This is a genomic window from Halomonas sp. DP5N14-9 (assembly GCF_019802175.1).
Classification (GTDB): Bacteria; Pseudomonadota; Gammaproteobacteria; order Pseudomonadales; family Halomonadaceae; genus Halomonas; species Halomonas litopenaei.
Genome location: NZ_JAHVHR010000025.1, coordinates 1 through 25,449, shown reverse-complemented (window position 1 = coordinate 25,449; position 25,449 = coordinate 1). Strand labels below are relative to the sequence as shown.

Below are 25,449 nucleotides of genomic sequence, written 5' to 3'. Positions count from 1 at the left end.
CGCCGCTGTGAAGCGTAGACAGCAAGTGAGTAGGCCGTGTCATTGAGCCCCGAAATTTTCACCACGCGATCGCCGACGCCCTGCGGATAGCGGAAGGCAACACGAGTTCACTGAAAAGGCTTGGTGAACGAAGGTCGCCGGGGTCATTAGAGCAGGGCATGTTCACACAGGGGGGTCCCAGGAACCTGGGAGGCCCATTTCCCTCCTCCGATCTAACGCTATCAGGTACGGGAGCCACCTGCCCCCAAGCTCCCTGGCCCAGCACTGCAGTGACTGGCGGTGATGGGAGCGAAACAACAGCCACTCAGGAGGTACGGTACGGCGAGTGTAGCGAGCCGGCCAGATGGGGTAATGGGAGTCGGAGCCACTCATAGTACTGATGAAATCGGGGAACCAGCTCGATGGGACCCGGTGGAGGGAAGGAGTGGTCAACCATCAGAACCGTACGAGGGAAACATGATAGGTGCTCAGGAACCTGAAGTCATGTCCACGAAACAAGTGCGGATAGCATCGCTGGCAGAGCGTTTTCCGCAGCGTGCCTTCACGTCACTGTCGCATCATATCGACGCCCAGTGGCTGAAAACGGCCTACCTCATGACGCGCCATGACGGTGCGGTCGGGATTGATGGCCAGACGGCGGACGACTTCGCGCGCGGCTTCGAGATCAATATCCAGCGCTTGCTGGAAGAGGCCAAGAGCGGGTGTTACCGGGCGCCGCCGGTGCGGCGTGTCCATATCCCCAAAGGGGATGGGCGTACCACACGGCCGATCGGCATTCCCACCTTTGAAGACAAGGTCCTGCAACGTGCCGTGGTGTCCCTACTGGAGCCTCTCTACGAGCATGACTTCCTGGATTGTTCGTACGGCTTTCGGCCGGGGCGCTCGGCACACCAGGCCATCAAGACGGTGTGGGATGGCCTGTCGTCGATGGGAGGTGGCTGGGTCATCGACCTGGACATCAAGGCCTTCTTCGACACGATCGACCACCGGCACCTGCGAGCGTTTCTGCAGCAACGAGTGAAGGACGGTGTGATCCTTCGCCTGATCGGCAAGTGGCTCAAGGCCGGAGTACTGGAGGCTGGGCAGTGGCAGAAGGGAGTAGTCGGCAGCCCACAGGGCGGGGTCATTTCCCCATTGCTGGCGAACCTCTATCTCCACTATGTACTGGACGAGTGGTTTGAGAAAGACGTCAAGCCACGCCTGCGAGGACGCGCATTTGAGGTACGTTTCGCCGACGATGCCGTGCTCGCATTCAGCAGTGAAGCTGACGCCCGCAAGGTGCTGGAAGTACTGCCCAAGCGCTTCGCGCGCTTCGGCCTCACCCTGCACCCGACCAAGACCCGCCTGGTGAGGTTCCGCCCGTATCGTGAGCAGCGTGCCGAAACCTTCGACTTTCTGGGCTTCACCCACTACTGGGGGAAGTCACGCCGCGGGCTCTTGGTTATCAAGCGCAAGACGGCGAAGGATAGGTTTCGGCGTGGGCTCAAGCACATCTCACAGTGGTGCCGGTGGAATCGTCACCTGCCGATCCGGGAACAGCATGAGAAGTTGAGTCGTAAGATCCAAGGTCACGTTGCCTACTACGGTATTCGCGGCAATATGCGATCCATACAGACGTTTCGCCATCGGGTGAAGTGGTGCTGGATCAAATGGCTGAGCCGGCGATCCCAGAAGGCAAGGATTGTGTGGCGGAATGCGCTTCAACTCTTTAAGTTACTGCCGTTTCCCAAGGCGAGGATCGTTCACCCATGCTGATCCTTCAGCGAAACTGATGGTTGAAGAGCCGGATGCGTTAATTGCGCACGTCCGGATCTGTGGGGGGCCGGGTCGAGCAATCGCTCGGTCTACCCGACTATCTTCGTTTTCAGGCCGGTCTCATGAATAAGGCGGGTTAATGGCCAAGTAAATTGACCCAGTAGCGGCCAACGCTTCTGACCCACCCCCGAGGTGGCAGCGTTGCCACCATCCACCTACCGTGTCGGCTCAGCCAAGGGTCGGGACGGAAACGTGAAGGACTGGGGAATGATTCACAAGATCAAAGCGTTACACGATGACGGACAAGGCCTGTCGATCCGTGCCATCGGCCAGGAGTTGGGCATCTCCCGCAACACCGTCCGCAAATACCTGCGTCAGGACGAGGCCACCATCGAGGCGGCGCAGTCGAACCGGGAACGCGAGAAGAAACTCGACGCCCACCGCGACTACATCGTCTACCTGCTGCGCACCTTCCCCCGGCTGAGCAGCGTCAAGGTGGCCCGCAAGCTGCGTGAGAAGGTCGGCGAGCTGGCGGTCTCGGAGCGCACCCTGCGTCGCTACGTGAAGCAGGTAAAGAGCACCGTGGCCAGCCGGCAGCGGCGCTACTACGAACCGGTGCTCGACATGGTGCCGGGGGTGCAGTGCCAGGTGGATCCGGGCGAGCTGCGCGAGGTGATGATCGGCGGCGAGCCGCGCCCCCTGTACTTCGTGGTGTTCGTGCTCTCTTACTCGCGCCTGACCTACGTCGGTGTCAGCCTGTCACCGCTCGATACCGCCACCTTCATCCGCTTGCACGACGAGGCCTTCCGCTACTTCGGCGGCCTGCCCGAGGAGTGCGTCTACGACCAGACCAAGATGGTGGTGATCAGCGAGCAGTTCCGCGAGCTGGAGGTGAACCAGCGCTTCCACGAGTACGCCACCACCGCCGGCTTCCGGATCCGCGCCTGCTGCGGTTACGACCCGGAGAGCAAGGGCAAGGTCGAGGCCGGGGTGAAGTACGCCAAGCAGGATGCCTTCTATGGCGAGGTGTTCCGCGACGAGGCCGACCTGCGCGCTTACGTGCGCCAGTGGCTCGACGAGGTCGCCAACGTGCGCACTCACGGCACCACTGGCCAGCAGCCGAGGGCGCTGTGCGACTCCGAGGAGCAGCGCCATCTGCGCCCCTACCTGACCCCGGCCTGCGTGGGCCGCGAGGCCGACGGCCTGGCCCCGCGCCGGGTCGACAAGACCGGGCTGATCGCCTGGAAGGCCAACAAGTACTCGGTGCCGATGGCCTACCAACAGGGTCGCGTCGGGGTCCGGGAAGCGGGTGATCGCCTGGCGATCCACGACCTGGAGAGCGGCGATGAGATCGCCACCCATGCCCTTCATCTGGGCAAAGGGCACACCTCGCGCAACGAGAGCCACTACCGTGATCACCGCCAGCTGGAGGCCGATCTGGAGCAAGCCATCGCCCAGTGTCTCGGCGAGCCGTTGGGGCGGCAGCTGTGTGACAAGCTGCGCCAGAGCATGCCGCACCACTACAAGGACCAGCTGCGTGGCGCCGGGCAGGTGCTGGAGGCCGAGCCCGAGCTGGATCTGACGCTGATCAGCGACTGGGTCACCCGAGAGCGCCTCACCGTCGTGGGTCTCAAGGAGCGGCTGGCGGCGGCCCGGCTCGCCAAGGCGAGGGGCCGGGATCACGAGGGCGATGTGCCCGAAGGATCCAGCACGACGCCGGCGGAGCTGGCTCAGTACGCCCGCCTTGGCCACTCCAGCGGCCAGCAGGAGGTGACCCATGGGGCAGCTTGAGCTGACCGCCGGGCGCTACCGCAGCCTGCGGCTGGGCGCCATCGCCGGCGGCCTCACCGAGCTGCTGGCCCAGGCCGAGGCTAACGAGGTCTCCTACCTGACCTTCGCCGACATGCTGGTCGAGCACGAGCGCCAGACCCGTGAGGCAAAGCGCATCGACCTCTACCGGCGCCAGGCCGGATTCCCCAGCGACAAGCGGCTGGAGGGGTTCGACTACCGACACCAGACCACCATCACCAAGCGCCAGATCAACGCCCTGCTGGACTTCGCCTTCCTCGATAACCGCGAGAACCTGGTGTTCATCGGCCCGCCGGGGGTGGGCAAGACCCATCTGAGCATCGGTATCGGGCAGAAGGCCATCGAAGCCGGCTACCGGGTGCTGTTCCGCAACGCCTTGGACCTGGTCGAGGAGCTGGAGCTGGCCGAGATGAAGGGCGAACTGAAGAAGATGCTGCACAAGCTCGCCAAGGTCGACGCCCTAGTCATCGATGAGCTGGGCTACCTGCCGATGAGCCGGCAGGCACGCTACGCGCTGTTCCAGCTGATCAACCGGTTCTATGAGCACCGCTCGCTGATCATCACCACCAACAAGGACTTCACCAGTTGGGGGGAGTTCTTCCACGACGACAACGTGGCGGTGCCTATCGTCGACCGGATCATCCACCACTCGCACCTCTACCTGCTCGGCGGGGAGAGCTACCGGCTGAAGCAGAAGACGCTCAGCTGACAATCACGGGTGGGTCAGTTTTGTTGGCCACTGGTGGGTCAGTTCTGATGGCCATTGACAGGGCTGTTCGGCGACAAGTTCCTGCAGCCGATGGTGGTCGTCGTCATCCAAGGCCGGCGTGCGGCCACTGCGCGGCTTGTCGATCAGCCCATCAAGCCCTGCTACCTCCCACTGTTTGAGCCATCGAGATACGGCATCGCGGCGGACCTGCAATATCTCACAGATCTGAGCGATGGTATGACCTTGATTGCTCAGCAAGATGGCATGCGCACGTCGACGTAGGGCGCGCTTCTCACCATGGTGATAGGCGGAGGACAGCGTCTGCTGCTCAGACTCAGTGAGAGGTGCAACGAAGCGCCTTGCCATGGTTCCGTCCGTGTCAGTTATCCTACACACATTATGCACGAAAACTTTCGGTTAGGCACTTACCGTTGAGTGCCTATCTCTCATTTGACCACCTCAGCAAGGAGGTCTGTCGCCTACTCGACAGCTACGGGTCTGAGCGCACGATAAATTTTGAATAGCCACTTAAAGCTGTCAGGAATGACGGTTGTTAGTTGCTGATGCGAGAGAAACACCCCCTTGCCTGAGATTGGGGCGATGTTAGGCAAGGGGGCTTGATGCGGAGGTGGCTGAAATAGGATACAGCTTAACTCTGGGCTTCTCGAATCATGTTGCGAGAGATAATCACCTGTTGGATCTGGGTGGTGCCTTCATAGAGTCGGAAAAGGCGTACATCGCGATAGAACCGTTCAACGGCGTATTCGCTGATATAGCCGGCTCCGCCATGAATCTGTACCCCACGATCTGCTACGCGGCTGCACATTTCAGTGGCGAACATTTTGGCGCAGGAGGCCTCGGTGCTGACGTTCTGGCCTTCATCCCGCTTGCGTGCGGCATCCAGCACCATGCACTTGGCGGCATAGATCTCAGCCTTGGAGTCTGCCAGCATTCCCTGGATCAGCTGGAATTCAGCGATGGGCTTGCCGAATTGCTTGCGTTCCATAGCGAAGCGAAGGGAGTCCTCCAGAACACGCTCGGCGGCGCCCACCGCGATGGCGGCAATATGCAGGCGCCCCTTATCCAGCACTTTCATTGCAGTCTTGAAGCCGACACCTTCCTGCTCGCCAATCAGAGCGCTCTCCGGAACCCGGACATTGTCAAAGATGACATCTGCAGTGTGAGCACCCTTCTGGCCCATCTTCTTATCGCACTTCCCAATCGTGATGCCCGAGGTATTGGCATCTACAATGAAGGCGCTGATACCTTTGGCACCTTTGATGTCCGGGTTGGTGCGCGCCATGACGGTGAAGATGCCGGCATGCGGCGCGTTGGTAATGTAGCGCTTTGTGCCATTGATGATGTATTCATTCCCATCCTTTACAGCAGTCGTCCTTAATGACGCCGCATCGGACCCTGAATCCGGTTCAGTCAGGCAGAAAGAGCTGAGAATCTCACCGCTGGCCAGGCGTGGCAGGTAGCGGGATTTTTGCTCGTCTGTGCCGTCGAGAAGAATGCCAATTGAACCGATACCGTTGTTGGTCCCGATGAAGGAGCGGAAAGCAGGGGAGGTTCTGCCAAGCTCGAAGGCAATGTTGACTTCTTCCTCCATTGTGACTCCGAGGCCACCAAACTCTTCGGGAATAGTAAGCCCAAACATTCCCATATCGCGCATTTGCGCTACGATGTCGTCAGGAATTTTGTCAGTTTCGGCGACTTCTTCCTCTCGTGGAATAAGCTCTTCGTTGACAAAGCTACGAATAGAGTCAAGAAGAATCTGCATTGTTTCCTGGTCGCGAATCATAATCTCACCTCGCTGATATGGTGGCTTGCTGGTCAGTTTTATCTCGCGAGTTACGAGATTTGGGTGATGATATCATTCACCATCTGCACCAGCCGGGGTCCAATAAAGTCCTCAAGCTTCTCACGAGAAACCTGGAATTCGGGGCCTCCGCAGTTGAACGCGAGCACCCCTAGCTGCGGGTGGTTCAAGGGAACCGCAACCGCATTGACTTTTTTCTGCCAATCGCCCATCGACAGGCAGTAGCCATATTCTGCGTACTCTTTGAAGGCACCATCTAGTGCTCTGCGAATGTCTGGCCATTCGTCGGGATGGCTCTGCTGTATATGCTCCATGATCACCTCGGCTTCTTCTTGAGGCATAGCGGCCAGGCAGGCGCGACCGGCCGAGCTTTGGTGAATCGGGAGGCGTGTTCCGATCTGGCGGCGAATGGTGGAGCGTAGGGCGCTCTGGACAACGTCCAGGTAGACCATGTCTAAACGGTCACGTGCCGACATCGCCACGGTGGCGCCGACTTCATCGGCCAGGTTCACCATCAAGGGCTGGGCAACCGAGCGAATCGGGAGATTGGAGATCATGGAGTAGCCGAAGGACATCACGCCTACGTCCAGTTGATACTTCCCGCGCGGCAGAGGACGAAGATAGCCGAGCCTGGCGAGGGTGTGGGTCAGCCGGCTCACGGTGGGGCGTGGCAGCCCTGTCTTTCTAGCCAGATCGAGGTTGCTGAGCATGCTATCCCGTGGGGTGAAGCAGCGTAGCAGCTCCAACCCCCGTGCCAGCGATGTCACGAACTGTCGATCCTTCTCCTGCTCTTCCATCGCATGGATAGGGTCTACCACGATCTGGAAGTCGCTCTGGCTGTCTTTTTTCTTCACTGAATCCTTGCTCCCGTGGCGGATAGCAGTCATGAAAGTTTGCGTGCACTGTCCCTGCGATGTCAACTATGCAATCTAAAAGACCGCTTGGCGGACATTGTTGAGGGCTGTCATGTCCATCGGGTCGACATCCTCGCTGTTTCTCAAGCCCTCCCCAAAACCACAAGGCGGCGTAAAGCGCGCGCAGCGATGCCGTTGACAGCTTTCTGCCAACCTGTGTACGTTAACGAGTATAGCAAAATAAATGTTCGCATAGCGATCATATTACTGTGAGGTGGTGCATGAACGACAAGCAGCAGCCCGCCGAGGTATATCTCGCCTCGCTCGACGAAGGGATGGCGGTGGTTCGCATCGATCGACCATCCGCCAAGAATGCCCTCAACGGCGCCGTTAGGCGTCAGCTCGCCGAACTGTTCTCGTCCCTGGCCCGGCGTGATGACGTGCGGGCTATCGTGCTGACGGGAGGGGAGCAGGTGTTTGTGGCCGGTGCTGACGTCAAGGAGTTTGCCACGGCGTCGCCCACCGAGATGCATTTGCGCCACAACGAGCGGTTTTGGGAGCCCATTGCGCACTGCCCCAAGCCGGTCATTGCTGCGGTCAATGGCTTCGCTCTAGGCGGCGGCTGTGAGCTTGCCATGCACTGCGACATCATCGTGGCCGGCGAGTCCGCCCGGTTCGGGCAACCTGAAGTCAAACTTGGCCTGATGCCCGGCGCTGGAGGGACCCAACGCCTGGTACGGGCGGTGGGTAAGTTCCAGGCGATGCGCATGCTGATGACCGGCTGCATGGTACCGGCGCCCGATGCACTGCGTATGGGGCTAGTCAGCGAGGTCGTCCCCGATGAGCAGACGCTCGAGCGTGCCAAGGCATTGGCTCAGGAAATTGCCCATCTGCCGGCCTTGGCCGTGGAGCAGATCAAGGAGACCGTACTCGCCGGTGCCGACCTGCCGCTTGAGAGTGCGCTAGTCCTCGAGCGGAAGGCCTTCCAGATGCTGTTCGACACCAAGGATCAGAAGGAAGGGGCTGCCGCCTTCATCGAGAAGCGCAAACCGACCTATCGGGGGGAGTCATGATGGCAGGACAAGTGAATCGGCTGGGGATCGTCGGCACTGGTGTGATGGGCGCAGGGATCGCTCAGATAGCAGCTCAGGCCGGTCTCGAGGTCGCGCTGTTCGATAAGCGTGCCGGGGCTGCCAGCGCCGCACGTGATGGCCTGCAGGCGACATTCGATAAACTGGTGAGCAAAGGCAAGCTCTCTCGTGAGTCTGCCGAGGAGGCCTTGGCCCATCTTTCCGTCGTCGACTCGATGACGGCCCTGGCGGATTGCGACCTGGTCATCGAGGCAATCGTCGAGGACCTTGGCATCAAGCAGGCCCTTTTCTCCGAGCTGGAGGCAATCGTGGCCCGCGATTGCATTCTGGCGACCAATACCTCGTCGCTTTCGGTCACGGCTATTGCCGCGGATCTGGCCTGTCCCGAACGGCTTGCCGGTTTCCACTTCTTCAACCCCGTGCCGCTGATGAAGGTCATCGAGGTGATCGGGGGGATTGATACCGACGAGACCGTGATCGACACCCTGCTGAATTTGGCAGGCCGGCTCGGGCACACTGGCGTGCGTGCCCAGGATACCCCTGGTTTCATCGTCAACCATGCAGGACGCGCTTACAGCACCGAAGGGTTGAAGATTCTTGAGGAGCGGGTAGCGCCACCAGAGGACATCGATCGGATCCTTCGCGAGCAGGCCGGGTTCCGGATGGGGCCGCTCGAGCTTTTTGATCTGACCGGCTTGGATGTCTCGCATCCTGCGATGGAGTCGATCTTCGAACAGTTCTATCACGATCCGCGTTATCGACCTTCCTCTATCTCACGTCAGATGCTGAAAGGTAAGCGACTGGGGCGCAAGACAGGGATTGGCTTCTACCGCTATGAGGCAGGCAGGAAAATTGAAGCACTGACGCCACAGCCGGTACCGGGTGTTAGCGAGCTACCGCCAGTCTGGGTGGGGTGTGAGGATGCCGACCTGCGTGCAGACGTCGCGACGCTGCTGGAGTCACTCGGCGGGCGAGTGGAGCCCACAGACTCACCTTCTGAACAGGCGCTCTGCTTGTTGCTTCCCTTTGGTGATGATGCCGTGTGTGCGAGTCAGCACTTCGGCGTCGACCCCGAACGCACACTCTGCCTCGATGTCCTTCTTGGGCTTGAGCGTCATCGCACCCTGATGATGACGCCAGTCACTCGACCGGAGATGCGTGACGCGGCTCATGCGCTGCTGGCATCGGATGGTAGCGGAGTGACGGTCATTCGTGACAGTGCTGGATTTGTCTCGCAGCGTGTGCTGGCGTCAGTGGTCAATTTGGCCTGCGAAATTGCTCAGCGTGAAATCGCTACTCCTGTCGATATCGATAATGCCGTCAGGCTGGGACTCAACTACCCCCATGGCCCGTTGGCATGGGGGGATGCGCTGGGCTCGAAGCGCGTGCTTTGTATATTGGAACGTATCTACGCCTTAACGGGTGATCCACGTTATCGGCCAAGCCTTTGGTTGCGCCGTCGCGCCACCCTTGGGGTTTCACTGTTGCACGTAGCGCCAAGTGGCCGATGACATTGGAGACACATCATGTTGGTGGAAGTGGGGAGAGTGCTATGGGTGCACTAACGGGAATTAGGGTACTAGACTTGAGTCGTGTGCTGGCTGGCCCCTGGTGCAGCCAGGTGCTGGCTGATCTTGGTGCGGATGTCGTCAAGGTAGAACGTGTTGGCAGAGGGGATGATACTCGAGCTTGGGGGCCTCCCTATATGAAGGATGCTCAAGGGAACGAGACGCAGGAAGCCTCATACTACCAGTCCACTAACCGAAACAAGCGCTCTGTGGCTATTGATATTGCCACCAAGAAAGGCCAAGAAGTTATCCGTGCGTTGGCCGCAGAGAGCGATGTACTTATCGAAAACTTCAAGGCAGGATCATTGAAGAAGTATGGGCTTGATTATGAATCAATTTCCAAGCTCAACCCCAGGCTAGTTTATTGCTCCATTACAGGGTTCGGCCAGACGGGGCCTCGCGCGCAGGAGCCCGGCTATGATTTCATCATCCAGGGCATGGGAGGGTTGATGAGCATCACCGGGGAGCGTGATGGCGTCCCTGGTGGTGGCCCGCAGAAGGTCGGCGTGGCGGTCACCGACGTGATGACGGGGCTATACTCGGTCATTGCCATTCAGGCCGCGCTGCTGGCACGCGAGAAGACTGGCCGTGGACAGTATTGCGATATGGCGTTGCTGGATGTGCAGGTGGCCGCACTCGGGAACCAGAGTCAGAGCTATCTCAGCACCGGTGTTTCACCGGGGCGGTATGGTAATGCGCATGCCAATATTGTTCCTTATAACTCCTTTCATGCGAGCGACAAGGACTTCATCATCGCCTGTGGCAATGATTCACAGTTTTCGTCTTTATGTGACGCCATTGGATTGCCGGAGCTGTCCACTGACCCTCGGTTCTCGAAAAACGAAAATCGCATCAGAAATCGGGATGCCATCACCCAGATTCTTTCGGATCATTTTAAACGTGATGCCGCTGAAGTGTGGGTAGAAAAGATTAGCAAGGCCAAGGTGCCGGTTGGAGTCATTAATGATATTGCCGATGCGCTTGCCGAACCTCAGGTGGATGCACGTGGTATGTTGGTTAACATACCCCATTCCATGAATCCTGATTTCAAGATGGTCGGCAGCCCGATTCATATGTCTGATACTCCGGTTGAGTACAAGAGGCCTGCGCCACTTCTTGGGCAGGATACTGACGATGTGCTGGCCGAATACCTAAATCTCTCCCCAGGGCAGTTGTCGCAACTCAAAGGCGACGGTGTGGTGGGTTAATTTTTCCAAGATTATTGAGCATTACTTAGGAGTGCTGATGAAAGTCCTCGTCGCGGTCAAGCGCGTCATCGATTACAACGTCAAGATTCGGGTCAAGCCGGATCACTCCGACGTCGACCTCACCAACGTCAAGATGGCCATGAACCCCTTCTGCGAGATCGCCGTGGAAGAGGCGGTGCGCCTGAAGGAGCGCGGGGTCGCCACCGAGGTGGTCGCCGTCACCGTCGGCCCCAAGGCTGCCCAGGAGCAGCTGCGCACCGCCCTGGCGCTGGGCGCCGACCGCGCCATTCACGTCGAGACCGACGAGCGGGTCGAGTCGCTGGGCGCCGCCAAGGCGCTGGCCAGGCTGGTGGCAAAGGAGCAGCCGGGCCTTGTGATCCTCGGCAAGCAGGCCATCGACACCGACAACAACCAGACCGGCCAGATGCTGGCGGCCCTCACCGGCCTGCCCCAGGGCACCTTCGCCTCGGCGGTCAACGTCGAGGGAGACAAGGTGCAGGTGACCCGCGAGGTCGACGGCGGCCTGCAGACCGTCGAGCTGACCCTGCCCGCCATCGTCACCACCGACCTGCGCCTGAACGAGCCGCGCTACGCCAAGCTGCCGGACATCATGAAGGCCAAGAAGAAGCCGCTGGACGTCAAGACTCCGGCGGATCTCGGCGTCGAGGTGGCCTCCAAGGTCAAGCTGCTCAAGGTCGAGCCGCCGGCCGAGCGTCAGGGAGGCGTCAAGGTGGGCTCCGTGGATGAGCTGGTCGACAAACTCAAGAACGAAGCCAAAGTGCTTTGATAGGAGCGGATCTCATGAGCATTCTGGTACTCGCTGAACATCACGACGGCGCCCTGGCCGGCGCCACCGCCCATGTGGTCGCGGCAGCCAAGGCCATCGGCGGCGATATCGACGTGCTGGTGGCAGGTGAAGGCGTCGCCGCCGTTGCCGAGGCCGCCGCCAGGCTGGACGGCGTCTCCCGCGTGCGCGTGGCCGACCACGCCGCCTACGGCCACCTGCTGGCCGAGCCCACCGCGGCGCTGCTCGCGGAGCTCGCCGGCGACTACACCCACCTGCTGGCGGCCGCCTCCACCACCGGCAAGAACGTGCTGCCCCGGGTCGCCGCCCTCAAGGACGTGGCCCAGATCTCCGAGATCATCGCGGTGGAGTCCCCGGATACCTTCAAGCGCCCGATCTACGCCGGCAACGCCATCGCCACGGTGCAGAGCGAGGACGCCCTCAAGGTGATCACCGTGCGCAGCACTGGCTTCGATGCCTGCCCCGATAGAGGAGCCGAGGGCGGCAGCGCCGCCATCGAGGCGGTGGACTTCGTCGCCGACAACGCCCAGTCCACCTTCGTCAAGGAGGCGCTGGCCCAGTCCGACCGCCCCGAGCTGGGTGCCGCCAAGGCGGTGATCTCCGGCGGTCGCGGCATGGGCAACGGCGAGAACTTCAAGCTGCTCGACGGCATCGCCGACAAGCTGGGGGCCGCCATCGGTGCCTCCCGCGCCGCGGTGGACGCCGGCTTCGTGCCCAACGACATGCAGGTGGGCCAGACCGGCAAGATCGTCGCGCCTGAGCTCTACATCGCCGTGGGCATCTCCGGTGCCATCCAGCACCTGGCCGGGATGAAGGACTCCAAGGTGATCGTGGCCATCAACAAGGACGAGGAGGCGCCGATCTTCCAGGTGGCCGACTATGGACTCGTTGCCGACCTCTTCGAGGCACTGCCGGAGCTTGAGGGGCGTCTCTAAGCCTCCCGCAGCCCTTGATCATCATGACGCCGAGGCCAAAAGCTCTCTCGGTTTGCCGGTGGGATGGAGCCGAACTCTGACCTGCCGGCCTTTTTCTTCGACAGTGAGACTTTTCATGACATCGGTAACCGAGCGTGATTCGATGGACTTCGATGTGGTCATCGTCGGCGCCGGCCCCTCGGGCCTGGCCGCGGCGTGCCGGCTGATGCAGCAGGCCAATGCCGCCGAACAGGAGCTGACCGTGTGCGTGGTGGAGAAGGGCTCCGAGGTGGGCGCCCATATCCTCTCCGGCGCCGTCTTCGAGCCCCGCGCCCTGGCCGAGCTCTTCCCCGACTGGGAGGAACGCGGCGCGCCCCTGACCACCCCGGCGACCCGCGACGAGGTCTACCTGCTCAAGGACGCCGAGAAGGCTTTGACGCTGCCCAACGCCCTGGTGCCGAAGAGCATGCATAACACCGGCGGCGACATGCCCCGCTATGTGATCAGCGCCGGCAACCTGTGCCGCTGGCTGGCCGAGCAGGCCGAGGGGCTCGGGGTGGAGATCTTCCCCGGCTTCGCCGCCCAGGAGGCGATCGTCGAGGAGGGGGTGGTCAAGGGCATCCTGATCGGCGACATGGGCGTGGGCGCCGACGGCGAGCCCAAGGACAGCTACATGCCGGGCATGGAGCTGCGCGCCAGGTACACCCTCTTCGCCGAGGGAGCCCGGGGCCATATCGGCAAGCGCCTGATCCAGGAGTATGACCTGGCGGCCGGCAAGGACCCCCAGCACTACGGCATCGGCTTGAAGGAGCTGTGGGACATCCCCGCCGAGCAGCATGAGCCCGGCCTGGTGCTGCACGGCTCCGGCTGGCCGCTGGACAAGAACACCCACGGCGGCTGGTTCCTCTACCACGCCGACAACCAGCAGGTGGTGGTCGGTCTGATCATGGACCTCTCCTACCAGAACCCCTGGCTCTCCCCCTTCGACGAGTTCCAGCGCATGAAGCACCACCCGGTGCTGGCGAAGCACCTCACGGGCGGCAAGCGCGTCGCCTACGGCGCCCGGGCCATCGTCAAGGGCGGCCTCAACTGCCTGCCGAAGATGACCTTCCCGGGTGGCCTCTTGATCGGCTGCGACGCTGGCACCCTGAACTTTGCCAAGATCAAGGGCCTGCACACCGCCATGAAGTCGGGCCTGGTGGCCGCCGAGGCGGTCTTCGAGGCGATCGCCGGCGGTGACGAAGGGGGCCAGGAGCTCACCGCCTTTACCGAGAAGTGGGAGGCGAGCTGGGCCTACGCCGAGCTCAAGGAGAGCGCAAGCTTCGGCCCGGCGATCCACAAGTACGGCACCCTGGGCGGCGGCGCCTACAACTTCGTCAACCAGCTGCTCGGCGGCAAGCTGCCCAACGTCCACGACACCACGCCGGACCATGCGGCGCTCAAGCCGGCCGCCGAATTCGAGAAGATCGACTACCCCAAGCCCGACGGCAAGCTCTCCTTCGACAAGCTCTCCTCGGTGTTCCTCTCCAACACCAACCACGAGGAGGATCAGCCCTGCCACCTGAGGCTCGCCGACCCGGAGCTGCCGATCCGCGACAACCTGCCGACCTACGCCGAGCCGGCAAGCCGCTACTGCCCGGCCGGGGTCTACGAGGTCGTGGAGGACGACGACGGCAAGCCGCGGTTCCAGATCAACTTCCAGAACTGCGTGCACTGCAAGACCTGCGACATCAAGGACCCGGCCCAGAACATCACCTGGGTGGCGCCGGAGGGTGGCGGCGGGCCCAACTACCCCAATATGTGAACCTCAGTTTCTAATATGGAGCGTGTTATGACTGACGTATTCCTCTGCCATCCGCGGCGCAGCGCCGTGGGCCGTTTCGGCGGCACCCTCTCGAGCGTGCGCCCCGATGACCTGGCGGCCGCCATCTTCAAGGCGGTGCTGGCCGAAGCCCCGGAGCTCGACCCTGCCGCCATCGAAGAGGTTTTCATGGGCTGCGCCAACCAGGCCGGCGAGGACAACCGCAGCGTGGCGCGCATGTCGCTGCTGCTGGCGGGCATGCCGGTATCCATCCCCGGCACCACCCTGAACCGCCTGTGCGGCTCCGGCATGGACGCGGTGGGCACCGCCTTCCGCGCCATCAAGGCCGGCGAGCTGGACCTGGCGCTGGCCGGCGGCGTGGAGTCCATGTCCCGGGCGCCCTACGTGATGGGCAAGGCCGACAGCGCCTTCTCCCGGGGCCAGCAGATCGAGGACACCACCATCGGCTGGCGTTTCATCAACCCGCTGATGAAGAAGGCCTATGGCGTCGACTCGATGCCGGAGACCGCCGAGAACGTCGCCGAGCAGTTCAAGATCTACCGCGAGGACCAGGACGCCTTCGCTCTGCGCTCCCAGCAGAAGGCCGCCGCTGCCCAGGCCGCCGGCCGCTTCGCGCTGGAGATCACCGCCATCGAGATCCCGCGCCGCAAGCAGGAACCGCTGCGCTTCGACCAGGATGAGCACCTGCGCGCGACCACACTCGAGAAGCTCGCCGCCCTGCCGGCGCCCTTCCGCGTGGGCGGCAGCGTCACCGCCGGCAACGCCTCCGGGGTCAACGACGGCGCCGCCGCCATGCTGGTGGCCAGTGCCGCCGCGGTGGAGAAGCACGGCCTCACCCCCATGGCGAAGATCCTCGGCATGGCCACTGCCGGCGTCGAGCCGCGCATCATGGGCATCGGCCCGGTGCCCGCGGTGCAGAAGCTGCTCACGCGCACCGGCGTGTCGCTGGACGAGATCGACGTGATCGAGCTCAACGAGGCCTTCGCCGCCCAGGCGCTCGCCTGTATGCGCGAGCTGGGGATCGCCGACGAAGACCCGCGGGTCAACCCCAACGGCGGCGCCATTGCGCTCGGCCACCCGCTGGGCATGTCCGGCGCCCGCCTGCTGCTGACCGCGGCCCACGAGCTGCAGAAGAGCGGCAAGCGCTACGCCCTGTGCACCATGTGTGTGGGCGTGGGTCAGGGCATTGCGACCTTGATCGAGAGAGTTTGAGGACCCGTCCTAGCACTCTGCTGGGGTCATATGTTGTTGGGCACTACAAGCGAATGGGTCTGATGAGCTTGATCACGAAGGTGGGGCGAGCCGTGACCCCATGAATGTTAAAGCAAAAAGCTTTCAGTCAGGGAAGGGGTGGGCCGGGGATTGCGACTAAAGTTGCATACCTGGCCTTCAGCATAGCAACGTAGTCTACGGACTAAATGCGAATCAAAAGTCCGCATAGCGGTCATTTCAATAATGAAGGAGCAAAACATGAATAAGCTGCTCAACGCACTCTGCGTGGCAACCTGTGGCGGCGCAGTGGCGCTGACGCTGGCCGTCTCCAGCGCTCAAGCATCGGAATGGCCTACTGGTGACGTCCGCTTGGTGGTGCCCTATGGGCCCGGCGGCACTACCGACGTCCTGTCGCGTCGAGTGGCGGACCTGCTGAAGGATGAGATTGGTGCGAATGTGGTGGTAGAAAATCGTCCGGGTGCTGGCTCTACTGTGGCCACCGGCCGACTTGCCCGCGGTGGTCGTGATGCTGCGCACACTATCTTGATGGCCTCACCCGGCCACACCATTGGTGCTGCCATCTACCCCAACCTGACCTACGATCCGGTTGAGGACTTTGTGTTTATCCAAAACATGCTGGATATCCCGAATGTCATGGTGGTTCCGGCCAACAGCCCGTACGAGACCGTGGCGGAGTTCATCGAGGCCGCTCAAGACCAGAACATGTCATTCAGCAGTCCCGGTGTAGGCAGTTCTGTGCATATGTCTGGTGAGCTGTTCAAGACGCTGACAGGCTCGAATATGACGAACGTGCCATTTGCTGGCAGCGGCGCGGCGTTGCCGGCTCTGCTCGGTGGAGACGTCAATGTCGCCTTCGAGAACATGCCCACGGTGTTCTCTCACATCCAGTCAGGTGACCTAAGGGCACTGGCTGTGACCTCCGAAGAGCGTTCGGAGTATCTCCCCGATGTGCCGACTCTGAAAGAGATTGGTGAGCACAATCTTGATCAGTTTGTCACCACTGCTTGGTTTGGTCTGATCGCTCACAGCTCCTTCCCTGACGAGGCTTTCGCTACGATGCAGGAAGCTCTCCAAAAAGTGATGGAGCGTGAGGAGTTCACCAGCTTCGTAGAGCAGCTGGGAGGGGAGAAGGGGACTGTTGCTGGCGACGATTTCAAGGCCTTTGTCGCTGATGAAGTGACCCGCTGGGATGGAGTGGCGGCGGAGGCCGGTATTCGCCAGGAGTAAGTCACTTTTCTGTCACGGCATGGTGGGGCGAGGGCACGTTGCCTTCGCCTCAGTGGTTTCCATGCGGAAGTTTTTACACGTGAAAGGGTTTTTCCCGATGACGAAGTCTCACCCTTCCCACCGCATGCTGGTCAAAGATCCCTTGGATGTGGTCGCTGGAGTGCTGCTGCTGTGCTTTTCGCTGCTGCTTTTACTGTATTTGATTCCAAACTACATTGGAGAGCCGCCCATTCTGCAGAATCCGATGATGTCGCCGCGCTGGCTGCCGACCATCGTCGGGTGGCTGCTCGTGGTATTTTCAGCCCTCATGATTATCCAAGGGGTGCTGGTCGCTGACGATAGTGAGGATAGCGGGCGTCGCTTCGAGCGTGGTCCATGGTTACGTTTTGCGCTGATGGTGTTGGCACTAGTGGTATATGTTGGCCTGTTCGAGATGCTGGGCGCTATCATCAGCGGGATTCTCGCCACTCTGATCCTGTTTGTCGCCCACCCCGTGCGCACCTTGTGGGTCTATAGCCTGGCCGTTGCCTTCCCGGTAGGCGTATCGCTGTTGTTTACCGAGGTCATGAACGTTCCGCTTCCGATGCTGCCGTTCTGACCCGATGGCCATCCTCAAGATCTGGTGAGATATGGATAATATTACTGAAGTACTCCAGTTATTCCTTGCTACAGAGAACTTTATCGCGATAGCCGTAGGGGTGGTGGTCGGTGTCACCGTCGGCTCGATCCCCGGTCTTACCGCCACCATGGCGGTAGCCCTGGCGCTACCCTTTACATTCTCCATGGAGCCGGTGGCCGCGATCCTGCTGCTCGTGGGGATTTATAAGGGCGGCATGTATGGCGGTTCGATTACCGCGATTCTGATTCGTACGCCGGGTTCGCCGGCATCGGCTTGTACGTTGCTGGATGGCTATCCGCTTGCCCAGCAGGGTAATGCGAAGAAAGCGCTAAAGATGGCGCTCTACTCCTCTGTCATTGCAGACTTTATCTCTAATATTGCGCTTATCTTCTTTGCCGCCTATCTGGCCAAGATAGCGCTCAATTTTGGTGCTCCCGAGTTTTTCTGGCTGATTTGCTTCTCACTGACCATCATTATATCGCTGGCCAGTGGCTCCATGATCAAGGGGCTGATTGCGGCTCTGCTGGGTATCCTGCTCTCATTGGTGGGCTTGGATTCAGTGTTTGGCTCACAGCGGCTAACCTTTAATAATTATAATCTGATGGACAGTATCTCGTTTATTCCGCTGTTGATTGGGCTTTTTGCGATTCCTGAGATTATCGAATTCTACCGCAAGAAAGTGGTCCCGCATCTGCGCGCGAAGGCAAGCGGCGTCGGGGTGACAATGGCTGAGTTTAAGCGAAGCATCAAGAGCATTGTTCGTGGCAGCCTGATTGGGGTGGTGATTGGCGCTATTCCTGGGACAGGCGCTACCGCGGCAGCGTTCATCTCTTACAGCGATGCCAAGCGGCGTTCCCCCAATCGCGATAAATTTGGGAAGGGAGAGGTGGAAGGTGTTGCCGCCTCAGAGGCGGGGAACAACGGCGTGGCTGGTGCCACCATGATTCCGCTGCTGTCGCTGGGTATTCCCGGTGACGTCATCACGGCCATTATCCTGGGTGCCTTCATGGTCCATGGCTTGACGCCGGGCCCGATCCTGTTCCAGGAAAACCTTCCTCTGATTTATGCGCTATTCCTGGGGATCATGCTGAGTTCAGTGATCTTGCTGTTCGTTGGTAACGCAGCAATACGCTACTTTTCGCTGATTGCTGATATTCCCAAGGCGATTCTTTTTCCGATCGTGCTGATGTTCTGTGTGTATGGGGCATATGCGGTCAATAATGATACCTTCGATGTGTGGTTGATGCTGGCCTTTGGGGTGCTGGGCTATGTGTTCAATCGTACCGGGATACCAGCAGCCCCCTTCTTGATTGGCTTTATCCTGGGCCCGATGTTCGAAGATAACCTGCGGCGCTCTCTGCTGATTGGCTCCAACGACCTGTCGATCTTTGTGCGTGGTCCGATTACTTGGTTCTTTATTGCCCTAACGGTCGGCTCCATTTCACTGGCCATCTATCGGTTCATTACTTCACGGAAAGAACCGAAACACAGCGTGGACGAGTCCAGTTCATGATGCCAAGGGCATAGTGCCCGTGATATCGCACCGGTCGGTGGGATCGACCGGTGCGTAAGGGAATCGAGCCGGCCACCATTTGAGGCCGGCTCTCCTGTTGCCAGGGAGGCTAATTGCCGGTGAAATTCTTTGGAAGAGATCTGGTTACAAGCAAATGGTCTAGTCACCTGCTTGCAGGTATTGTGGTGCTGGCAATTGCGCACATGTTGAGTGGCGAATTAGTTATTGCGAGCTTGGCTCAGTTGTTGTTGGTGTTGTTTCTTTTGTTGGGATGGCCTCGATTCAGTTCGATGGCGCGCCTCTTGGTTATTGCCTGCATCCTAATGTCTCTTTTCGCCATTTGGTGGCTCCCTGCTCCTTGGGCAGTGCTGCATGAGGCGGCAGCTGGATTCGTTTTCCTCGCGGCGTTTATGACCGTGCTCGCCTTATTGCGCCTCCCTGCCTATCGCTCAAAGCTAATTCATCGCTGTGGCCAGAGTCTGTTGATGCAGCCGCCGACCTGGCGTTATCCGATGCTCTCGTTGGGTTCCACATTGTTTGGCATCGTGCTGAATTTTGGCGTATTGAATCTGTTCATGTCGATGATTGACAAGGCCAATACCCTCGGCGCTGCTCAGGGGAGGGTGTGGGTGCAGGAAGTGCGTCGTCGTCGCATGTTGTTAGCAACCTTGCGAGGCTTCACCCTGGCGCCGCTGGTCTCACCGTTGGGTATCGGTGTCGCAGTGGTGTTGGGCAACCTGGATTCGCTAACTTGGGGAGAGCTATTTCCCTATGTGCTAGCATCTGCCACCGTATTGTTCTTGCTGGGGTGGGGCTGCGACCAGCTTGCAGGTCCGCGTCCAAGCGCCGTTAAAACTGCTCTTGAGCGCCCGTCGCTGATGCCTCTGGCGGCATTCAGCTTGCTGTTGCTAGCTCTGGTGATGTTGGTGTTTTTTCTTTCCGTACTACTTTCTGTGCGGTTGCCTCAGGCTGTATTGATCGGAGTACCGCTGGGAGCATGGGTGTGGTTAGCTTGGCAGTGCCGTGGTCTCGGCAGTGCCGGTGTAGGGCCGGCCACTGTCTTGCTTGCCCGTAGGTTGCCTAATGTGCTCGGTGGTATAGGTAATGAGGTTGTGGCGTTAGGCTCTGGCGCCTACCTTGGTTTTCTCAGTGTGGCACTGCTTGACCCTGCTCAGTTGGAAGGAGTGGCATCATTTCTGGCGTCTTTCGAAAGCTGGTTGCCTATACTGGTGCTGCTGCTGATCTTTATGCTTGCTCAAGTTGGTGTTAATCCAATCATCAGTGTCACATTTTTGACCAGTATGATTGCTCAAGTAGAACTCGAAGGTGTGTCGTTGCCGCTGCTTGCCGCAGCCATGCTGACGGGCTGGTCATTAACAATGGTGTCGTCTCCTTTTACCGCGGCGATGATGATAATGTCGCGGTTCACTGGCATGACGGCTTTGCAGATTGGTCTGCGCTGGAATGGTATGTTTGTCGCGGCCTCTTTGTTGGCGGCTGCCGTGTTATTTTTTATGGCTAGCTGAAATTAGATGAAGGTGAGGTATTTTTCTTAGTGGCGATTAATACTTTACCGCTATAGGTTGAGACGATCTTGGGCTAGAGCGACGGTAAGTAGCGACGGTGAAGACGGCGCTCACGTTCGGTGCTGGGCGATGTCATCAATAGGTGCCCATCTATTGTTGCGTGGGCACCTAATGTCGCTGGTTTGGGGTTCCATGGAAGGCATGATCGCCGGCCCGTTACCGTCAGTCAATACGCGTCATGAAATTACCACGGCACGCTTGTGTGGCATAGGTTAAGTGCCTAACCGAAAGTTTTCGTGCATAATGTGTGTAGGATAACTGACACGGACGGAACCATGGCAAGGCGCTTCGTTGCACCTCTCACTGAGTCTGAGCAGCAGACGCTGTCCTCCGCCTATCACCATGGTGAGAAGCGCGCCCTACGTCGACGTGCGCATGCCATCTTGCTGAGCAATCAAGGTCATACCATCGCTCAGATCTGTGAGATATTGCAGGTCCGCCGCGATGCCGTATCTCGATGGCTCAAACAGTGGGAGGTAGCAGGGCTTGATGGGCTGATCGACAAGCCGCGCAGTGGCCGCACGCCGGCCTTGGATGACGACGACCACCATCGGCTGCAGGAACTTGTCGCCGAACAGCCCTGTCAATGGCCATCAGAACTGACCCACCAGTGGCCAACAAAACTGACCCACCCGTGATTGTCAGCTGAGCGTCTTCTGCTTCAGCCGGTAGCTCTCCCCGCCGAGCAGGTAGAGGTGCGAGTGGTGGATGATCCGGTCGACGATAGGCACCGCCACGTTGTCGTCGTGGAAGAACTCCCCCCAACTGGTGAAGTCCTTGTTGGTGGTGATGATCAGCGAGCGGTGCTCATAGAACCGGTTGATCAGCTGGAACAGCGCGTAGCGTGCCTGCCGGCTCATCGGCAGGTAGCCCAGCTCATCGATGACTAGGGCGTCGACCTTGGCGAGCTTGTGCAGCATCTTCTTCAGTTCGCCCTTCATCTCGGCCAGCTCCAGCTCCTCGACCAGGTCCAAGGCGTTGCGGAACAGCACCCGGTAGCCGGCTTCGATGGCCTTCTGCCCGATACCGATGCTCAGATGGGTCTTGCCCACCCCCGGCGGGCCGATGAACACCAGGTTCTCGCGGTTATCGAGGAAGGCGAAGTCCAGCAGGGCGTTGATCTGGCGCTTGGTGATGGTGGTCTGGTGTCGGTAGTCGAACCCCTCCAGCCGCTTGTCGCTGGGGAATCCGGCCTGGCGCCGGTAGAGGTCGATGCGCTTTGCCTCACGGGTCTGGCGCTCGTGCTCGACCAGCATGTCGGCGAAGGTCAGGTAGGAGACCTCGTTAGCCTCGGCCTGGGCCAGCAGCTCGGTGAGGCCGCCGGCGATGGCGCCCAGCCGCAGGCTGCGGTAGCGCCCGGCGGTCAGCTCAAGCTGCCCCATGGGTCACCTCCTGCTGGCCGCTGGAGTGGCCAAGGCGGGCGTACTGAGCCAGCTCCGCCGGCGTCGTGCTGGATCCTTCGGGCACATCGCCCTCGTGATCCCGGCCCCTCGCCTTGGCGAGCCGGGCCGCCGCCAGCCGCTCCTTGAGACCCACGACGGTGAGGCGCTCTCGGGTGACCCAGTCGCTGATCAGCGTCAGATCCAGCTCGGGCTCGGCCTCCAGCACCTGCCCGGCGCCACGCAGCTGGTCCTTGTAGTGGTGCGGCATGCTCTGGCGCAGCTTGTCACACAGCTGCCGCCCCAACGGCTCGCCGAGACACTGGGCGATGGCTTGCTCCAGATCGGCCTCCAGCTGGCGGTGATCACGGTAGTGGCTCTCGTTGCGCGAGGTGTGCCCTTTGCCCAGATGAAGGGCATGGGTGGCGATCTCATCGCCGCTCTCCAGGTCGTGGATCGCCAGGCGATCACCCGCTTCCCGGACCCCGACGCGACCCTGTTGGTAGGCCATCGGCACCGAGTACTTGTTGGCCTTCCAGGCGATCAGCCCGGTCTTGTCGACCCGGCGCGGGGCCAGGCCGTCGGCCTCGCGGCCCACGCAGGCCGGGGTCAGGTAGGGGCGCAGATGGCGCTGCTCCTCGGAGTCGCACAGCGCCCTCGGCTGCTGGCCAGTGGTGCCGTGAGTGCGCACGTTGGCGACCTCGTCGAGCCACTGGCGCACGTAAGCGCGCAGGTCGGCCTCGTCGCGGAACACCTCGCCATAGAAGGCATCCTGCTTGGCGTACTTCACCCCGGCCTCGACCTTGCCCTTGCTCTCCGGGTCGTAACCGCAGCAGGCGCGGATCCGGAAGCCGGCGGTGGTGGCGTACTCGTGGAAGCGCTGGTTCACCTCCAGCTCGCGGAACTGCTCGCTGATCACCACCATCTTGGTCTGGTCGTAGACGCACTCCTCGGGCAGGCCGCCGAAGTAGCGGAAGGCCTCGTCGTGCAAGCGGATGAAGGTGGCGGTATCGAGCGGTGACAGGCTGACACCGACGTAGGTCAGGCGCGAGTAAGAGAGCACGAACACCACGAAGTACAGGGGGCGCGGCTCGCCGCCGATCATCACCTCGCGCAGCTCGCCCGGATCCACCTGGCACTGCACCCCCGGCACCATGTCGAGCACCGGTTCGTAGTAGCGCCGCTGCCGGCTGGCCACGGTGCTCTTTACCTGCTTCACGTAGCGACGCAGGGTGCGCTCCGAGACCGCCAGCTCGCCGACCTTCTCACGCAGCTTGCGGGCCACCTTGACGCTGCTCAGCCGGGGGAAGGTGCGCAGCAGGTAGACGATGTAGTCGCGGTGGGCGTCGAGTTTCTTCTCGCGTTCCCGGTTCGACTGCGCCGCCTCGATGGTGGCCTCGTCCTGACGCAGGTATTTGCGGACGGTGTTGCGGGAGATGCCCAACTCCTGGCCGATGGCACGGATCGACAGGCCTTGTCCGTCATCGTGTAACGCTTTGATCTTGTGAATCATTCCCCAGTCCTTCACGTTTCCGTCCCGACCCTTGGCTGAGCCGACACGGTAGGTGGATGGTGGCAACGCTGCCACCTCGGGGGTGGGTCAGAAGCGTTGGCCGCTACTGGGTCAATTTACTTGGCCATTAACCCGCCTTATTCATGAGACCGGCCTGAAAACGAAGATAGTCGGGTAGACCGAGCGATTGCTCGACCCGGCCCCCCACAGATCCGGACGTGCGCAATTAACGCATCCGGCTCTTCAACCATCAGTTTCGCTGAAGGATCAGCATGGGTGAACGATCCTCGCCTTGGGAAACGGCAGTAACTTAAAGAGTTGAAGCGCATTCCGCCACACAATCCTTGCCTTCTGGGATCGCCGGCTCAGCCATTTGATCCAGCACCACTTCACCCGATGGCGAAACGTCTGTATGGATCGCATATTGCCGCGAATACCGTAGTAGGCAACGTGACCTTGGATCTTACGACTCAACTTCTCATGCTGTTCCCGGATCGGCAGGTGACGATTCCACCGGCACCACTGTGAGATGTGCTTGAGCCCACGCCGAAACCTATCCTTCGCCGTCTTGCGCTTGATAACCAAGAGCCCGCGGCGTGACTTCCCCCAGTAGTGGGTGAAGCCCAGAAAGTCGAAGGTTTCGGCACGCTGCTCACGATACGGGCGGAACCTCACCAGGCGGGTCTTGGTCGGGTGCAGGGTGAGGCCGAAGCGCGCGAAGCGCTTGGGCAGTACTTCCAGCACCTTGCGGGCGTCAGCTTCACTGCTGAATGCGAGCACGGCATCGTCGGCGAAACGTACCTCAAATGCGCGTCCTCGCAGGCGTGGCTTGACGTCTTTCTCAAACCACTCGTCCAGTACATAGTGGAGATAGAGGTTCGCCAGCAATGGGGAAATGACCCCGCCCTGTGGGCTGCCGACTACTCCCTTCTGCCACTGCCCAGCCTCCAGTACTCCGGCCTTGAGCCACTTGCCGATCAGGCGAAGGATCACACCGTCCTTCACTCGTTGCTGCAGAAACGCTCGCAGGTGCCGGTGGTCGATCGTGTCGAAGAAGGCCTTGATGTCCAGGTCGATGACCCAGCCACCTCCCATCGACGACAGGCCATCCCACACCGTCTTGATGGCCTGGTGTGCCGAGCGCCCCGGCCGAAAGCCGTACGAACAATCCAGGAAGTCATGCTCGTAGAGAGGCTCCAGTAGGGACACCACGGCACGTTGCAGGACCTTGTCTTCAAAGGTGGGAATGCCGATCGGCCGTGTGGTACGCCCATCCCCTTTGGGGATATGGACACGCCGCACCGGCGGCGCCCGGTAACACCCGCTCTTGGCCTCTTCCAGCAAGCGCTGGATATTGATCTCGAAGCCGCGCGCGAAGTCGTCCGCCGTCTGGCCATCAATCCCGACCGCACCGTCATGGCGCGTCATGAGGTAGGCCGTTTTCAGCCACTGGGCGTCGATATGATGCGACAGTGACGTGAAGGCACGCTGCGGAAAACGCTCTGCCAGCGATGCTATCCGCACTTGTTTCGTGGACATGACTTCAGGTTCCTGAGCACCTATCATGTTTCCCTCGTACGGTTCTGATGGTTGACCACTCCTTCCCTCCACCGGGTCCCATCGAGCTGGTTCCCCGATTTCATCAGTACTATGAGTGGCTCCGACTCCCATTACCCCATCTGGCCGGCTCGCTACACTCGCCGTACCGTACCTCCTGAGTGGCTGTTGTTTCGCTCCCATCACCGCCAGTCACTGCAGTGCTGGGCCAGGGAGCTTGGGGGCAGGTGGCTCCCGTACCTGATAGCGTTAGATCGGAGGAGGGAAATGGGCCTCCCAGGTTCCTGGGACCCCCCTGTGTGAACATGCCCTGCTCTAATGACCCCGGCGACCTTCGTTCACCAAGCCTTTTCAGTGAACTCGTGTTGCCTTCCGCTATCCGCAGGGCGTCGGCGATCGCGTGGTGAAAATTTCGGGGCTCAATGACACGGCCTACTCACTTGCTGTCTACGCTTCACAGCGGCG

Annotated in this window: 19 protein-coding genes and 3 pseudogenes; 16 read left to right on the top strand and 6 right to left on the bottom strand. The window is 60.5% G+C overall.

Annotation, left to right across the window (positions count from 1 at the left end; all coding sequences use genetic code 11):
- The first annotated feature begins 483 nt into the window (after positions 1–483).
- The 3 genes from ltrA (KUW00_RS14860) (at position 484) to istB (KUW00_RS14850) (ending at position 4,273) form a co-directional block, all read left to right on the top strand.
- Positions 484–1,755 carry a group II intron reverse transcriptase/maturase gene (gene ltrA, locus KUW00_RS14860; protein ID WP_062376020.1) on the top strand — a complete coding sequence of 424 codons (1,272 nt, stop codon included), beginning with the start codon at positions 484–486 and terminating at the stop codon, positions 1,753–1,755.
- A 267-nt stretch (positions 1,756–2,022) separates the two neighbouring features.
- Positions 2,023–3,546, top strand: a complete 1,524-nt coding sequence (gene istA, locus KUW00_RS14855) for an IS21 family transposase (protein ID WP_222569436.1) — start codon at positions 2,023–2,025, stop codon at positions 3,544–3,546.
- Positions 3,533–4,273, top strand: coding sequence for an IS21-like element helper ATPase IstB (gene istB, locus KUW00_RS14850; protein WP_222569437.1), 741 nt, complete (start codon positions 3,533–3,535; stop codon positions 4,271–4,273). Before istA (KUW00_RS14855) ends, istB (KUW00_RS14850) begins: the two co-directional genes overlap by 14 nt.
- Positions 4,274–4,327: 54 nt before the next feature.
- On the opposite strand, the pseudogene KUW00_RS14845 reads toward istB (KUW00_RS14850), so the two are convergent.
- Positions 4,328–4,639, bottom strand: a pseudogene (locus tag KUW00_RS14845) (helix-turn-helix domain-containing protein); the annotation flags it as partial.
- A 38-nt stretch (positions 4,640–4,677) separates the two neighbouring features.
- Between KUW00_RS14845 and KUW00_RS22675 the strand changes: the two are divergent.
- Positions 4,678–4,797, top strand: a pseudogene (locus tag KUW00_RS22675) (IS630 family transposase); the annotation flags it as partial.
- A 125-nt stretch (positions 4,798–4,922) separates the two neighbouring features.
- On the opposite strand, the gene KUW00_RS14840 reads toward KUW00_RS22675, so the two are convergent.
- Both KUW00_RS14840 and KUW00_RS14835 read right to left on the bottom strand, forming a co-directional pair.
- A complete protein-coding gene (locus tag KUW00_RS14840; protein WP_222569449.1) occupies positions 4,923–6,077 on the bottom strand; it encodes an acyl-CoA dehydrogenase family protein in 1,155 nt (384 codons plus the stop codon).
- A 50-nt stretch (positions 6,078–6,127) separates the two neighbouring features.
- Complete coding sequence (locus KUW00_RS14835; protein WP_222569448.1) at positions 6,128–6,982, bottom strand: IclR family transcriptional regulator; 855 nt, start codon at positions 6,980–6,982, stop codon at positions 6,128–6,130.
- 248 nt (positions 6,983–7,230) lie between these two features.
- Here KUW00_RS14835 and KUW00_RS14830 point away from each other — a divergent pair, with 248 nt between their 5' ends.
- The 12 genes and pseudogenes from KUW00_RS14830 to KUW00_RS14775 all read left to right on the top strand — a co-directional run.
- Entirely contained in the window at positions 7,231–8,022 is a 792-nt protein-coding gene (locus tag KUW00_RS14830) for an enoyl-CoA hydratase (protein WP_222569447.1), read from the top strand.
- Positions 8,022–9,551, top strand: coding sequence for a 3-hydroxyacyl-CoA dehydrogenase (locus KUW00_RS14825; protein ID WP_261392212.1), 1,530 nt, complete (start codon positions 8,022–8,024; stop codon positions 9,549–9,551). The genes KUW00_RS14830 and KUW00_RS14825 overlap by 1 nt, the downstream gene beginning before the upstream one ends.
- A 41-nt stretch (positions 9,552–9,592) precedes the next feature.
- Complete coding sequence (locus KUW00_RS14820; protein ID WP_222569445.1) at positions 9,593–10,816, top strand: CaiB/BaiF CoA transferase family protein; 1,224 nt, start codon at positions 9,593–9,595, stop codon at positions 10,814–10,816.
- Positions 10,817–10,853: 37 nt separating this feature from the next.
- Entirely contained in the window at positions 10,854–11,603 is a 750-nt protein-coding gene (locus KUW00_RS14815; protein ID WP_222569444.1) for an electron transfer flavoprotein subunit beta/FixA family protein, read from the top strand.
- 14 nt (positions 11,604–11,617) lie between these two features.
- Positions 11,618–12,556, top strand: coding sequence for an electron transfer flavoprotein subunit alpha/FixB family protein (locus tag KUW00_RS14810; protein WP_222569443.1), 939 nt, complete (start codon positions 11,618–11,620; stop codon positions 12,554–12,556).
- 115 nt (positions 12,557–12,671) lie between these two features.
- Entirely contained in the window at positions 12,672–14,339 is a 1,668-nt protein-coding gene (locus tag KUW00_RS14805; RefSeq protein WP_222569442.1) for an electron transfer flavoprotein-ubiquinone oxidoreductase, read from the top strand.
- 27 nt (positions 14,340–14,366) lie between these two features.
- The gene (gene pcaF, locus KUW00_RS14800; RefSeq protein WP_222569441.1) at positions 14,367–15,569 is read left to right on the top strand and encodes a 3-oxoadipyl-CoA thiolase; all 1,203 of its coding nucleotides are present in this window, start codon (positions 14,367–14,369) and stop codon (positions 15,567–15,569) included.
- A 258-nt stretch (positions 15,570–15,827) separates the two neighbouring features.
- Entirely contained in the window at positions 15,828–16,817 is a 990-nt protein-coding gene (locus tag KUW00_RS14795; RefSeq protein ID WP_222569440.1) for a Bug family tripartite tricarboxylate transporter substrate binding protein, read from the top strand.
- A 97-nt stretch (positions 16,818–16,914) separates the two neighbouring features.
- Positions 16,915–17,415, top strand: a complete 501-nt coding sequence (locus tag KUW00_RS14790) for a tripartite tricarboxylate transporter TctB family protein (RefSeq protein WP_222569439.1) — start codon at positions 16,915–16,917, stop codon at positions 17,413–17,415.
- A 31-nt stretch (positions 17,416–17,446) separates the two neighbouring features.
- Positions 17,447–18,949, top strand: coding sequence for a tripartite tricarboxylate transporter permease (locus KUW00_RS14785; RefSeq protein WP_222569438.1), 1,503 nt, complete (start codon positions 17,447–17,449; stop codon positions 18,947–18,949).
- Between the two features lie 119 nt (positions 18,950–19,068).
- Positions 19,069–20,475: a hypothetical protein gene (locus KUW00_RS14780; RefSeq protein ID WP_315901164.1), complete on the top strand. Its 1,407-nt coding sequence runs from the start codon at positions 19,069–19,071 to the stop codon at positions 20,473–20,475.
- A 335-nt stretch (positions 20,476–20,810) separates the two neighbouring features.
- A pseudogene (locus KUW00_RS14775) lies at positions 20,811–21,122 on the top strand (helix-turn-helix domain-containing protein); the annotation flags it as partial.
- Between the two features lie 54 nt (positions 21,123–21,176).
- Here the strand turns inward: KUW00_RS14775 and istB (KUW00_RS14770) are convergent.
- The 3 genes from istB (KUW00_RS14770) to ltrA (KUW00_RS14760) form a co-directional block, all read right to left on the bottom strand.
- Complete coding sequence (istB, locus tag KUW00_RS14770; protein WP_222569437.1) at positions 21,177–21,917, bottom strand: IS21-like element helper ATPase IstB; 741 nt, start codon at positions 21,915–21,917, stop codon at positions 21,177–21,179.
- The gene (gene istA, locus KUW00_RS14765) at positions 21,904–23,427 is read right to left on the bottom strand and encodes an IS21 family transposase (RefSeq protein WP_222569436.1); all 1,524 of its coding nucleotides are present in this window, start codon (positions 23,425–23,427) and stop codon (positions 21,904–21,906) included. Before istA (KUW00_RS14765) ends, istB (KUW00_RS14770) begins: the two co-directional genes overlap by 14 nt.
- 267 nt (positions 23,428–23,694) lie before the next feature.
- Positions 23,695–24,966, bottom strand: coding sequence for a group II intron reverse transcriptase/maturase (ltrA, locus tag KUW00_RS14760; RefSeq protein WP_062376020.1), 1,272 nt, complete (start codon positions 24,964–24,966; stop codon positions 23,695–23,697).
- Positions 24,967–25,449: the final 483 nt, after the last annotated feature.

Coding starts and splice junctions, on each gene's coding strand:
- KUW00_RS14785 (WP_222569438.1), top strand. CDS start 17,447: ATGGATAATATTACTGAAGTACTCCAGTTATTCCTTGCTACAGAGAAC.
- KUW00_RS14820 (WP_222569445.1), top strand. CDS start 9,593: ATGGGTGCACTAACGGGAATTAGGGTACTAGACTTGAGTCGTGTGCTG.
- istA (WP_222569436.1), top strand. CDS start 2,023: ATGATTCACAAGATCAAAGCGTTACACGATGACGGACAAGGCCTGTCG.
- pcaF (WP_222569441.1), top strand. CDS start 14,367: ATGACTGACGTATTCCTCTGCCATCCGCGGCGCAGCGCCGTGGGCCGT.
- ltrA (WP_062376020.1), bottom strand. CDS start 24,966: ATGTCCACGAAACAAGTGCGGATAGCATCGCTGGCAGAGCGTTTTCCG.
- KUW00_RS14815 (WP_222569444.1), top strand. CDS start 10,854: ATGAAAGTCCTCGTCGCGGTCAAGCGCGTCATCGATTACAACGTCAAG.
- KUW00_RS14795 (WP_222569440.1), top strand. CDS start 15,828: ATGAATAAGCTGCTCAACGCACTCTGCGTGGCAACCTGTGGCGGCGCA.
- istA (WP_222569436.1), bottom strand. CDS start 23,427: ATGATTCACAAGATCAAAGCGTTACACGATGACGGACAAGGCCTGTCG.
- KUW00_RS14830 (WP_222569447.1), top strand. CDS start 7,231: ATGAACGACAAGCAGCAGCCCGCCGAGGTATATCTCGCCTCGCTCGAC.
- KUW00_RS14790 (WP_222569439.1), top strand. CDS start 16,915: ATGACGAAGTCTCACCCTTCCCACCGCATGCTGGTCAAAGATCCCTTG.
- istB (WP_222569437.1), bottom strand. CDS start 21,917: ATGGGGCAGCTTGAGCTGACCGCCGGGCGCTACCGCAGCCTGCGGCTG.
- KUW00_RS14840 (WP_222569449.1), bottom strand. CDS start 6,077: ATGATTCGCGACCAGGAAACAATGCAGATTCTTCTTGACTCTATTCGT.
- KUW00_RS14825 (WP_261392212.1), top strand. CDS start 8,022: ATGGCAGGACAAGTGAATCGGCTGGGGATCGTCGGCACTGGTGTGATG.
- istB (WP_222569437.1), top strand. CDS start 3,533: ATGGGGCAGCTTGAGCTGACCGCCGGGCGCTACCGCAGCCTGCGGCTG.
- KUW00_RS14810 (WP_222569443.1), top strand. CDS start 11,618: ATGAGCATTCTGGTACTCGCTGAACATCACGACGGCGCCCTGGCCGGC.
- ltrA (WP_062376020.1), top strand. CDS start 484: ATGTCCACGAAACAAGTGCGGATAGCATCGCTGGCAGAGCGTTTTCCG.
- KUW00_RS14805 (WP_222569442.1), top strand. CDS start 12,672: ATGACATCGGTAACCGAGCGTGATTCGATGGACTTCGATGTGGTCATC.
- KUW00_RS14835 (WP_222569448.1), bottom strand. CDS start 6,982: ATGACTGCTATCCGCCACGGGAGCAAGGATTCAGTGAAGAAAAAAGAC.